The organism is Mycobacterium sp. GA-1199 (assembly GCF_001500045.1).
Lineage (GTDB): Bacteria > Actinomycetota > Actinomycetes > Mycobacteriales > Mycobacteriaceae > Mycobacterium.
In genome coordinates, this window is sequence record NZ_LQIX01000010.1 from 102,924 (window position 1) to 114,621 (window position 11,698).

The following is an 11,698-nucleotide window of genomic DNA, read 5'->3' on the forward strand; positions in this document are numbered from 1 at the left end:
ACTACCGACAGCGCACGACCTGGGCTGTTCACCTGAATCGCCTAGCCGAACCACAAAGCGACCACTAATAGTCGTAGCCCATGTATTGAGGAGACTTCCGTGCCGAACCGACGTCGACGCAGGCTGTCGACAGCCACGAGCGCAGTCCTGGCCTTGGCAGTCGCGAGTCCCGCTGCAGTAGTCGCCGTGACCGAGCTGTCGGAGGCCACCGAGCCGGCCCCCCAGCACCGCGAATTCGTCCAGGCGGCAACGATCACCGATCTTCCGAACGAGCTGATGTCAGCCCTGTCCCAGGGCCTCTCGCAGTTCGGCATCAACCTTCCGCCGATGCCGACCGGAATGCTGACCGGGACGGGATCGAGCTCGCCCACCACGCTGACGTCTCCGGGGCTGACCACACCGGCGCTGACCACGCCCGAGTTGACGTCGCCCAGCCTGACCGCGCCCGGGCTCAGCACGCCCGGCCTGACGGCTCCGAGCCTGACGGCCCCGAGCGCGACGGTTCCCGGTGTCACCGCGACCGCACCTTCACTGACCGATCCGGCGTTGACCAACCCCGCGCTGACCAGCCCGGCGCTGACCAGCCCGACCGGTGACGCCGGCCTGACCACGCCGGGCCTGACCACGCCCGGACTGTCGACGCCGCCGGCGCTGACCGATCCGGCGCTGGGCGCCACGCCGATCTCGTCGGCCACTGGACTGCCCGCTCCGAGCGAGGTGCCGATCGCGGCGCCGATCGGGCTGGACCCGGCCGCAGGCACCTATCCGATCCTCGGCGATCCCTCGCTGGCGACGATGCCCGCGGCCACCGGCACCTCGGGTAGCGGCGGAATCATCGGCGAGCTGTCCAGCATGGCCGATCAGCTCGGCGCGGGACAGGCGATCGACCTGCTCAAGGGCATGGTGATGCCGGCGATCATGTCGGCGGCCAAGCCGCCCGGCGCACCGGCGGCGCCCCCGGTTCCGGCCCCCGTGCCGGCACCAACACCCGGCGCTTAGATACCTGTCACCAGACGGCACCGCAGAAGCCGCTTCGGCTCTGCGGTGCCGGTGCAGGTTAGGCAGTCGATCAGTTCTGCTTGGAACCGTGTCGTACCACGAGCATCAGCTGGCACATACGTAACATCAGGCCGTGCCGACTCGCCGTCCCACACCGTCGCTTCTGTTCACCGCTCTTGCGGCGACGGTCGTGATGTTGCCGATGGCGCTGTTCGGTTTGCCCGGCGACGGTGACGACGAAGCGATCACCGAGGCGCCGCACCTGGCGCAGCAACCGCTGACCGGGCTCGGCGGCGGGGAGACGATCCGCGAGCTTCACCAGGACACGCCGTTCTCGATGGTGGCGCTGACCGCACAGGACTTCACCGGCACCACCGCACGGGTGCGCGCCAAGAAGTCCGACGGCACCTGGGGGCCCTGGTACGACGCCGAACCCCTCGAGGGTGTCGGCCCGGACACTCCGACCGAGGGGCCTGTCGGCACCGAACCCGTCTTCGTGGGCCGCACCACCACGGTGCAGATCGCGGTGACCCGCCCGCCCGACGCGCCCAAGACCCAGGATGCAGCGCCCAAGATCCCGGAACTGGGCTACGTCCCGGCGAACACCGAGCACTCCTTCGGACAGAACCTCAACGCGGTGCTGATCAGCCCGCCGCAGGCGCCGCCCGTCGACACGCTGCCTCCCCCGTCGGCGGTGAGCGCGCCCGGGGTCCCGCCCAACATCATCAACCGCGCGCAGTGGGGCGCCGACGAATCGATGCGGTGCGGAGATCCGCGGCTGGATCTCGGGGTCCGGGCGGGGGTGGTGCACCACACCGCGGGAAGCAACGAATACGCCCCGCAGGACTCGGCGGGCATCATCCGCTCGATTTACGAGTACCACACCCGCACGCTGGGCTGGTGCGACATCGCATACAACGCCCTGGTCGACAAGTTCGGGCAGGTCTTCGAGGGACGCGCCGGCGGTATCACCCGACCCGTCGAGGGCGCGCACACCGGAGGCTTCAACCGCGACACCTGGGGTGTGGCGATGATGGGCAACTTCGAGATGGTGCCCCCGACACCGATTCAGCTGCGCACCACGGCCCGGCTGCTGGGATGGCGACTGGGCTTGGACCACGTCGACCCCCGCGGCACCGTGGTGTTGGCCTCAGGTGGCGGGTCGTTCTCGAAGTTCCCGACCGGGGCGACACCACTGCTGCCCGCGATCTTCACCCACCGCGACGTCGGCGCCACAGAGTGCCCCGGTAACGCCGCGTACGCGCTGATGGATCACATCCGCGACATCGCCGCACGCTTCAACCAACCGCCGGGGCCCGACGACCTCGCCGAATCATTGCGCGGCGGAGCGATATTCGCGAAGTGGGAAGCCATGGGCGCGATGAAGAGCCCGCTGGGCAGGCCCACATCGCTGGAGGCCTCGGGCGAGGGCGGCGCCCGCTATGTCACGTTCGAGCGCGGTGCGATCTACTGGTCACCGGAGAGCGGTGCCGAACCGGTCACCGGCGAGATCTACAGGGCGTGGGGGGCACTGGGTTTCGAACGTGGTGCGCTCGGACTGCCGACCAGCGGTGAAATTCAGGAGCCGCTGTGGATCGTGCAGAACTTCCAGCACGGCACGCTGAACTTCGACCGCGAGAAAGGCACGGTGACACGCGTTTTCGACGGGATCCCCGTGGAGCTGCCGAAACCGGACTTCGACACCCCGCCCGTGCAACTCGAGCGATTCACCCCACCGATCAGCACCTGAGGCCTAGGCCCACCAGCGCTCGAGCACACGCGCGACGCCGTCGTCGTTGTTGGTGGAGGTGACCTCGTCGGCCGCGGCCAGCGCCGCCGGATGGCCGTGTCCCATGGCGACTCCCAGCCCGGCCCACTGGAGCATCGGCACGTCGTTGGGCATGTCGCCGAATGTGACGATGTCGTCGGCGCTGATGCCCAGCGGTTCGGCCACCTCGGCGACCCCGGTGGCCTTGCTGATGCCGACCGGCATGACCTCGATCAGGCCGTTGTTGGTCGAGTACGTGATATCGGCAACGTGCCCGATGTGATCGGCGAGCGCGGCCGCCATGTCAGAGCTGCGCGCGCCCGCCTTACGAACGAGCAGTTTGACCGCCGGCGCGCTGAGCAGGTCCTCGAACGACACCTCGGTGTTGTCCGGATTGAGCCACGCGTGTTCGTATCCGGGCGAGCTGACGAACTGCGGGGTGGCGGCGTCGTGGGCGCTGTTGCCCACCCGCTCGACAGCCAGGCCCGCCCCCGGGATCGCCCGCGTCGCGATCTCGGCGAGCTCGGCGAGCACGTCTGTGGTCAGCGTGCGCGCGGACACGATGCGGTCGTTGGCGGGGTCGTAGAGCACCGCGCCGTTGGCGCACACCGCCATCGGGGCGAAGCCCAACGCATCGACGACCGGTTGCACCCACCGCGGCGGCCGTCCCGTGGCGATCATGAACTCCGCGCCCGACTCCACCGCGGCGGTGACCACGGCCCTGGTGCGCGCAGAGACCTTCTCGTCGTCGTCGAGCAAGGTCCCATCGACGTCGGAGGCGATCAGCAGGGGCGTGTTCACAGCGCTGACCACCGCGGGCCGGGGCTCACCGGCGACTCTTGGTTTCGCGCAGGGCACGCTTGCGGGCCCGCTCGGCCAATTCGGCCTCGTCGAGCACCTTCGCCTCGTCCAGGGTGGGTGCGGAGCCGCCGAGTCGACGCGGCACCCAGTGCACCCCTTCCGGGTGCGGATAGTCGCGCTGCGCCTCGTGCAACAGTTCGGTCATCACCGAACGCAACTCCTGCAACGTCTGCTCCATCGTCTCGCGGGCCCGTACGGGGTTACCCACCTGCACCGTGATCGGAATCCTGTTGCGACGTAGACGACGGGGATGATCCTTGGTCCACAGCCGCTGCGCACCCCAGACGATGAGCGGGACGATCGGCACGTCGGCGTCGCGCGCCATCCGGGCCGCACCGGTCTTGAAGTCCTTGAGCTCGAAGCTTCGGCTGATGGTGGCCTCCGGATAGACGCCGACGAGCTCACCGGCGCGCAGGCGTTCGACAGCCACGGCGTAAGCCCCCGCGCCGGCACGGCGATCCACCGGGATCGTGCCGGTGCGACGGATCAGGAAGTTGACGACCTTCACGTCCTGCATCTCTTCTTTGATCATGAACCTCAGGCGCCGCTTGCGATAATGCACCGCCAGCGCGGCGGGCAGCCAGTCGACGTAGCTCGTGTGGTTGATCGCGATCACCGCACCCCCGCCGGCGGGAATGTTCTCCAGGCCCCGGTAGCTGATCTGGTAGCCGTTGATCCTGACCGCCGCCTTGACCAGGACCTCGAGCGTGTAGAAGACCGGCTCCATGGCGGCTACCCGGTCGCTCCGCTGGGGTCGGGACGCTGAGCGCGCCTGGCCGCCTTCTCGGCCGCCTCCTCCGCGTCCATCCGGTTGGCCTCGGCGAGCGTCGGCGCACCACCGCCCAACCGGTGAGGCACCCAGAACTCGCCGGCCGGATGCGCGCCGTACTCGTCCTGCACACGCTCCAGCAGGTGTTGCATGCGCGAGTGCAGCAGCGTGGTCAACTCCGGCGCCGGCAGTGTCGGCGGGATCGGTTCGCCGACCGCGATCGAGATCGGCACCTTGGGCCGCCACATCTTCTTGGGGTGTCCCTTGGTCCAGATCCGCTGGGCGCCCCAGACGATGTGCGGGACGATCGGCACGTCGGCGGCGATCGCCATGCGGGCCGCGCCGGACTTGAACTCCTTGATCTCGAAGCTGCGGCTGATCGTGGCCTCGGGGTAGACGCCGACCAGTTCACCCTCCTTGAGCTTCTGGCATGCCTGGGCGAACGAGTCGGCGCCGCTGTCTCGGTCCACCTCGATGTGGCGCAGGCTGCGCATGATCGGTCCGGTGATCTTGTTGTCGAAGACCTCTTTTTTCGCCATGAACCGGACCTTGCGGCCGAGCCCCTGCCGGTAGGCGGGCAGCCCCGCGAAGGTGAAGTCGAAATAGCTCGTGTGGTTGATGGCGATGACCGCGCCGCCGGTCCTCGGCAGGTTATCCATACCGGTGACGGTGAATTTGAGCCCCTGCACGCGCCAGATCATCCGCGCCAGCGCGATGACGGTGCCGTATACCGGTTCCACATCAGGCAGCCTAGTCGCGCGGACCTTCGAGGTCGGCGCTGCCGAGTCCGGCGACGTTTTACCGGCCCGGCGCTCCGCACGCGGCGTTCGAAGCCGGTGCGGCCCCGCGTGGGACGAACAGGGGCATTCGGCGGCTAGAATCGCCGCAAGCAGCCACCTTGGCAGGAAGGGTATTTGTGCAGGTCACCAGCATCGGCCACGCGGGTTTCCGCATCGACACCGCGGCCGGGAGCATCCTGTGTGACCCGTGGGTGAATCCGGCGTACTTCGCGTCGTGGTTCCCGTTCCCCGACAACAGCGCCCTGGACTGGGACGTGCTCGGCGACTGCGACTACCTGTACGTGTCGCACCTACACCGCGACCACTTCGACCCCAAACTGCTGCGCGAGCACGTCAACAAGGACGCGGCCGTGCTGCTACCGGACTATCCGGTGCCCGATCTGCGTCGCGAACTCGAGAAGCTGGGCTTTCACCGGTTCTTCGAGACGACCGACTCGGTGCGCCACACCGTGTCCGGGCCCAAGGGCGATCTGGGTGTGATGATCATCGCGCTGCGCGCCCCGGCCGACGGCCCGATCGGTGACTCCGGGCTCATCGTCGACGACGGCCAGACCGTGGCGTTCAACATGAACGACGCCCGGCCCGTCGATCTCGATGTGGTGCACGCCGACTTCGGCCACGTCGACGTGCACATGCTCCAGTACTCGGGCGCCATCTGGTACCCGATGGTCTACGACATGCCCGCGCGCGCCAAGGAGGCGTTCGGGATCCAGAAACGTCAGCGCCAGATGGACCGCTGCCGTCAGTACATCGCGCAGGTCGGGGCCAGCTGGGTCATCCCGTCCGCGGGCCCGCCGTGCTTCCTCGATCCGGAGTTGCGCGACCTCAACGACGACCACGACGATCCGGCCAACATCTTTCCCGACCAGGTGGTGTTCCTGGACCAGATGCGCGCGCACGGCCACGACGGCGGGCTGCTGCTGATTCCGGGCTCGACGGCTGAATTCACCGGCTCACAACTGGATTCGCTGAACCACCCGCTGCCAGAGGCCGAGGTGGAGGCGATCTTCACTACCGGCAAGGCCGACTACATCGCCCACTACGCCGAGCGGATGGCGCCGGTGCTGGCCGCGGAGAAGGCGAGCTGGGCCGACGCGGCGGGCGAGTCACTGCTGGAGCCGCTGCGCACGGCATTCGAGCCGATCATGATCCAGAGCGATCAGATCTGCGACGGCATCGGCTACCCGGTCGAGCTGAGGCTCGGCTCCGAAACGGTGGTCCTCGACTTTCCGAAACGCATTGTGCGCGAACCGGTTACCGCAGAGAAGTTCCGCTACGGTTTCGCGATTCCGCCGGAGTTGGTGCGCACGGTGTTGCGCGACAACGAGCCGGACTGGGTCAACACCATCTTCCTGTCCACCCGGTTCCGCGCGTGGCGGGTCGGCGGATACAACGAGTACCTGTACACCTTCTTCAAGTGCCTGACCGACGAGCGAATCGCATACGCCGACGGCTGGTTCGCCGAGGCGCACGACGACTCGGCATCCATCACCCTGGACGGCTGGGAGATCCAGCGCAGATGTCCGCACCTGAAGGCCGACCTGTCCAAGTTCGGCGTCGTGGAGGGTTCGACGCTGACCTGCAACCTGCACGGGTGGCAGTGGAATCTGCAGAACGGACGTTGCCTGACCACCAAGGGCCACGAGTTGCGGAGTACGCGGAAGTGACTGTCCCGCAACAACTCTACGACGACGGCATGGTTCAGGTCGACCGGGAGGCGGTCACGCTGCGCCGGTACCACTTCCCCTCGGGGACATCGAAGATCATTCCGCTGGGATCGATCCGCGGGTACACCGTATCGCCGCTGAACTGGGTGCACCGCTACCGGTTCTGGGGCAGTTCGGATCTGCGCCGCTGGCTGCCGCTGGACATGCGCAGGCCGCTGAAGGACAGGCTCGTCACTCTCGACGTCGACGGCAACCGGTGGCGCCCGGCGTTCACGCCCGAACACCCCGACCAGCTCATCGAAGTCCTCGACGAGCTGCTGCAGCCTTAGCCGCGGTTGCGGCGCAGCCGGCGCGCCGCCAGCAGCCCCGCCCCGGCCATCGCCACCCACGGGCCGCCCACGATCAGCGGGTCCAACCACATGTGATTGGCGTCGGCCCGTTTGCTTTTCGCGCGCGCGGCCAGGCCGTTGTAGGTGAACTCGGTTTTGACGCCCGTCTCGGTGATCGGGTTGTCCGGGCGCAGGCTGAGCAGCGACTGCAGGTGGTGTTCGACGGCGTCCACGCGGTCGGCGAGGATCAGCAGCAGCCAGTGCGCGGCACGGCCCTCGCTGTACGTGCGGTACGAGTAACGCCGGATCGCACCCGAGAGCCCCCGCGGCGGCGTCGACGTGCCGAACACCGGTGTGAGGAACTCATGCTCGATGGACCGCTCCCTCGGCCACTTCTCGGGTTGCCGCTCGGGGAAGTCCCAGTGGGCGCCGGTCTCGACCGGCTTCAGCTTGGGCACCGAGGGCCTGTCGGCCGGGTCGAGGTCGGCGCCCCAACCCGGGATGCGGGCGCGCAGATCGTCGGGGCTGGGCACGGGTGGACGGTCGGCGGTGTAGGTCATGACGATCTCCCTCAGGCGGCGTCGGGCACGATGACCGGCTTGATGCAGTCGTCGAGCTTGGCGGAGAAAATGTGGTATCCCTCGGCGATGTGCTCGAGCGGGATACGGTGCGTGACAATGTCATTGGGCTTGATATAGCCGTTCTGGATGTGCGAGAACAGCCGTGGCCACTGACGTTTGACGGGGCACTGGTTCATCCGCAGCGTCAGTCCCTTGTTGAGCGCGTCACCGAACTTGACCGCGGAGAAGATCGGCCCGTAGGCCCCGACCACCGAAATGGTGGCGCCCTTGCGCACCGAGTCGATCGCCCAGTTCAGCGCGACCGGAGAACCGCCCTGCATCTTGAGCTTCGCGCCGGTCACGTGTTGGAGCAGGTTCCCGTCGGCCTCGGCGCCGACCGCGTCGATCGCGACGTCGGCGCCGAGATAGCCGGTGGTCTTCTTCATCTCCACGACGATGTCGTCGTACTCGACGAAGTTGTAGGTCTCGGCATGGGCGAACGTGCGGGCCTTCTCCAGCCGGTACTCGAGGTGGTCGATCACGATCACCCGGCCCGCACCCATGAGCCACGCGGATTTGGCGGCGTACAACCCGACCGGTCCGGCGCCGAACACCACCACGACGTCGCCCTCGACGATGTCACCGAGTTGCGCGCCGAAGTAGCCGGTGGCCAGCGCGTCGGTGCACATCAGCGCGTCCTCGTCGGCCATCCAGTCCGGGATGATCGCCGGGCCCACATCGGCGAACGGCACCCGCACGAATTCGGCCTGCCCGCCGTCGTATCCGCCGCACGTGTGCGAGTAGCCGTAGATGCCGCCGACCGCCGTGGCATTCGGATTGACGTTGTGGCAGTTCGAATACAGCCCCCGAGCGCAGTACCAGCAGGAGCCGCAGAAGACGTTGAACGGCACCATGACGCGGTCGCCGGGCTTGAGGTTTCGCACCGACGGGCCGACCTGCTCGACCACGCCGATGAACTCGTGGCCGAAGGTCATTCCGACCCGGGTGTCGGGCATCATGCCGTGATAGAGGTGGAGGTCCGAACCGCAGATCGCCGCGAGCGTTACCCGCACGATCGCGTCGTTCGGATGCTCTATCGCCGGGATGTCCTTTTCTTGCACCCGTATCTTGTACGGACCGCGGTAAACCATCGCCTTCACGGCGCGCCTCCTAGGGTCGGGTTGCGATGCTTTACCCCGGTGCGGGCGCGCGAAACAAATCCGCTTCGGCCGGCGGCGCCTAGTGCACCGGCGTCAGCACGTCGGTACCGACATAGGGCCTCAACGCCTGTGGTACCCGGACGCTGCCGTCGGGCTGCTGATGGTTCTCCAGGATCGCCACCAGCCACCGCGTCGTCGCGAACGTTCCGTTCAGCGTCGCCGCGATCTGCGGGCGGCCGTTCTCATCCCGGTAACGCACCGCCAGCCGGCGCGCCTGAAACGTCGTGCAGTTCGACGTCGAAGTCAGCTCCCGATAGGTCTGCTGGGTGGGAACCCAAGCCTCACAATCGAATTTGCGCGCCGCGGAGGCCCCGAGATCACCCGCGGCGATGTCGACGACGCGGTACGGCACCTCGATATCGGCCAACATCTGGCGCTGCCAGCCCAGCAGCCGCTCATGTTCGGACTCGGCGTCCTCGGGCTTGCAGTAGATGAAGCCCTCGACCTTGTCGAACTGGTGCACGCGGATGATGCCGCGGGTGTCCTTGCCGTGGCTGCCCGCTTCACGCCGGAAGCACGACGACCAGCCCGCATAGCGCAGCGGTCCCCCGGACAGGTCGAGGATCTCGTCGGCGTGATATCCGGCAAGCGGGACTTCGGAGGTCCCGACCAGGTACAGGTCGTCGGACTCGATTCGGTAGACCTCTTCGCTGTGCGCACCGAGGAAACCCGTGCCGGCCATGACCTCTGGGCGCACGAGCACCGGCGGGATCATCATCGTGAACCCGTTCTCGGTGGCCAGCCTGACCGCCAGTTGGAGCAGACCGAGCTGCAGCAGAGCGCCTGCCCCGGTGAGGAAGTAGAACCGCGCGCCGGACACCTTGGCGCCGCGTTCGAGATCGATGAGGCCCAGCGACTCACCGAGCTCGACGTGATCCTTGGGGTCGTCGATACGCGGCGGCTCACCGACCGTGTCGAGCACGACGAAGTCGTCCTCCCCGCCCGCGGGCACCCCGTCGATGATCACGTTCGAGAGCGCCATGTGAGCCGCGGTGAACGCCTTCCCCGCGTCGGCCTGCGCGGCCTCGGCGGCCTTGACCTTCTCGGCGAGCTGCTTGGCCTGCTCGAGGAGCGCGGGCCGCTCCTCCGGTGAGGCCTTGCCCACCTTCTTGCTCGCGGCCTTCTGCTCGGCGCGCAGATTGTCGGCCGCCGACACCGCGGCCCGGCGCGCGGAGTCGGCCTCGAGCAACGCGTCGACGAGGCTCGGGTCTTCGCCGCGGGCGCGCTGCGAGGCACGGACCGCATCCGGGTTTTCGCGCAGCAACTTGAGGTCGATCACGGGCGCAACCCTACTGGTCGATTCCCCAGGCCAGCACAACCGCATAACTTTACAACTGCATCACTTGTCACAGCACCTGACACGCCTGTCACAATGGAGCAGATGTTGGAGGCACCCGGTCGCCCATTCGGCGAGCACGACCCCGCCGACCCGCAGCAAGGCGACACACAGGCGTCGGAGCGGGTGGCGTGGTGGACCAGTCTGCACGCCACGCCGACGCGCCGGGCGCTGGTGCTGACGGCTCTGGGTGGGTTGCTGATTGCGGGCCTCATCACCGCCCTGCCGCAGACCGACGGCGCCAGCGGGCTGACCGCGAGCACGATCTCCCTCGGCCCGCGGGGCAATGCGACGTTCGAACACGCCAAGGCCGGCGACTGCCTCAACTGGCCCGACCGCACACCCGACGCCGCCGAGATCGTCGACTGCAGCCAGGAGCACCGGTTCGAGGTCGCCGAGTCCGTGGACATGCGGACCTTCCCCGGCAGTGAATACGGACCGGACGCCGCGCCACCGTCGAGCGCGCGCATCCAGCAGATCAGCCAGGAGCAGTGCTCCACGGCCGTGAAGAACTACCTGGGCCCGCGCTTCGACCCGAACAGCCGCTTCACCGTGAGCATGCTGTGGTCCGGAGACAAGGCCTGGCGCCAATCCGGCGAGCGCCGCATGCTGTGCGGGCTGCAGCTGCCCGGCCCCAACAACCAGCAGCTGCCGTTCTCCGGCAAGGTGGCCGAAGTCGACCAGTCCAAGGTGTGGCCGGCGGGCACCTGCCTGGGTATCGACCCCACGACCAACCAGCCCACCGACATCCCCGTCGACTGCGCGGCGCCGCACGCGATGGAGGTCACCGGCGCGGTGAACCTCGCCGAGAGGTTCCCCGGCGGGCTGCCTCCCGAGCCCGAGCAGGACAGTTTCATCAAAGACGCGTGCACCCGGATGACGGATGCCTACCTGGCGCCCATCGAGTTGCGCAGCACCACGCTGACGCTGATCTACAGCACCATTTCGCTGCCGAGTTGGGCGGCGGGCAGCCGTCAGGTGTCCTGCAGCATCGGCGCCACGCTGGGCAACGGCGGCTGGTCGACGCTGCTCAACAGCGCCAAGGGCCCGCTGCTGATCAACGGTCAGCCGCCGGTGCCGCCCCCGGACATCCCCGAAGAGCGGCTGAACTTCCCGCCGATCCCGATCACCGACAACGAGCCCGTCAACACCTCCCAGTCCTCCAGCGGCCAGTCCTCCAGCAGTGGCAGCAGCAGTGACAGTGGCAGCAGCAGCGGCAGCTCGAGCGATGGCAGCGACCAACAGTCGACTCACGGTCAGCAGTCGCCTGATGTCCATCAGGGCGGCGCACCGACCGAGCCCGCGCCCGGCAACACCTTCATCAACGGCGCGCCCCCGCCGGCTCCCGGCGCCCCACCACCTCCGCCGGGCGCGCCGCTGCCCCCAACA

Annotated in this window: 11 protein-coding genes; 5 read left to right on the forward strand and 6 right to left on the reverse strand. The window is 68.0% G+C overall.

The genetic code is table 11. The features are described 5' to 3' along the window. Window positions 1-99 precede the first annotated feature (99 nt). A complete protein-coding gene (locus AU198_RS08480; protein WP_064347515.1) occupies window positions 100-999 on the forward strand; it encodes a hypothetical protein in 900 nt (299 codons plus the stop codon). Window positions 1,000-1,192: 193 nt separating this feature from the next. Then, on the forward strand, window positions 1,193-2,749 hold the full coding sequence (locus tag AU198_RS08485) for an N-acetylmuramoyl-L-alanine amidase (RefSeq protein ID WP_502689274.1): 1,557 nt from the start codon (window positions 1,193-1,195) through the stop codon (window positions 2,747-2,749). A gap of 3 nt (window positions 2,750-2,752) precedes the next feature. Here the strand turns inward: AU198_RS08485 and AU198_RS08490 are convergent, their stop codons facing one another. From AU198_RS08490 to AU198_RS08500, 3 genes are read right to left on the reverse strand one after another with little or no spacing between them, the layout of a single operon-like run. Further along, window positions 2,753-3,568 carry a Cof-type HAD-IIB family hydrolase gene (locus AU198_RS08490; RefSeq protein ID WP_064347569.1) on the reverse strand — a complete coding sequence of 272 codons (816 nt, stop codon included), beginning with the start codon at window positions 3,566-3,568 and terminating at the stop codon, window positions 2,753-2,755. A 25-nt stretch (window positions 3,569-3,593) separates the two neighbouring features. Continuing rightward, on the reverse strand, window positions 3,594-4,355 hold the full coding sequence (locus AU198_RS08495) for a lysophospholipid acyltransferase family protein (protein WP_064347518.1): 762 nt from the start codon (window positions 4,353-4,355) through the stop codon (window positions 3,594-3,596). 5 nt (window positions 4,356-4,360) lie between these two features. After that, entirely contained in the window at window positions 4,361-5,137 is a 777-nt protein-coding gene (locus AU198_RS08500) for a lysophospholipid acyltransferase family protein (protein WP_064347520.1), read from the reverse strand. 176 nt (window positions 5,138-5,313) lie between these two features. Here AU198_RS08500 and AU198_RS08505 point away from each other — a divergent pair, with 176 nt between their 5' ends. After that, window positions 5,314-6,864 (forward strand): MBL fold metallo-hydrolase, encoded by a 1,551-nt coding sequence (locus AU198_RS08505; protein ID WP_064347522.1) that lies wholly within the window; start codon window positions 5,314-5,316, stop codon window positions 6,862-6,864. Next, entirely contained in the window at window positions 6,861-7,193 is a 333-nt protein-coding gene (locus AU198_RS08510) for a hypothetical protein (RefSeq protein WP_064347524.1), read from the forward strand. Before AU198_RS08505 ends, AU198_RS08510 begins: the two co-directional genes overlap by 4 nt. Here AU198_RS08510 and AU198_RS08515 read toward each other — a convergent pair. The 3 genes from AU198_RS08515 to serS form a co-directional block, all read right to left on the reverse strand. Further along, window positions 7,190-7,753 (reverse strand): hypothetical protein, encoded by a 564-nt coding sequence (locus AU198_RS08515; protein WP_064347525.1) that lies wholly within the window; start codon window positions 7,751-7,753, stop codon window positions 7,190-7,192. The two genes, AU198_RS08510 and AU198_RS08515, sit on opposite strands and share 4 nt — an antisense overlap. A gap of 11 nt (window positions 7,754-7,764) precedes the next feature. Beyond that, window positions 7,765-8,913 carry a zinc-dependent alcohol dehydrogenase gene (locus AU198_RS08520; RefSeq protein ID WP_064347527.1) on the reverse strand — a complete coding sequence of 383 codons (1,149 nt, stop codon included), beginning with the start codon at window positions 8,911-8,913 and terminating at the stop codon, window positions 7,765-7,767. Window positions 8,914-8,992: 79 nt separating this feature from the next. Then, window positions 8,993-10,252, reverse strand: a complete 1,260-nt coding sequence (gene serS / locus AU198_RS26390; RefSeq protein ID WP_064347529.1) for a serine--tRNA ligase — start codon at window positions 10,250-10,252, stop codon at window positions 8,993-8,995. Window positions 10,253-10,345: 93 nt separating this feature from the next. On the opposite strand from serS, the gene AU198_RS08530 reads away from it, so the two are divergent. Further along, on the forward strand, window positions 10,346-11,698 hold a 1,353-nt coding region (locus AU198_RS08530; protein ID WP_064347531.1), incomplete at its 3' end, for a septum formation family protein.

Excerpts from the sequence above, each read along its gene's own strand:
- AU198_RS08485 (WP_502689274.1), top strand. The coding sequence starts at position 1,193 with ATGTTGCCGATGGCGCTGTTCGGTTTGCCCGGCGACGGTGACGACGAA.
- AU198_RS08495 (WP_064347518.1), bottom strand. The coding sequence starts at position 4,355 with ATGGAGCCGGTCTTCTACACGCTCGAGGTCCTGGTCAAGGCGGCGGTC.
- AU198_RS08515 (WP_064347525.1), bottom strand. The coding sequence starts at position 7,753 with ATGACCTACACCGCCGACCGTCCACCCGTGCCCAGCCCCGACGATCTG.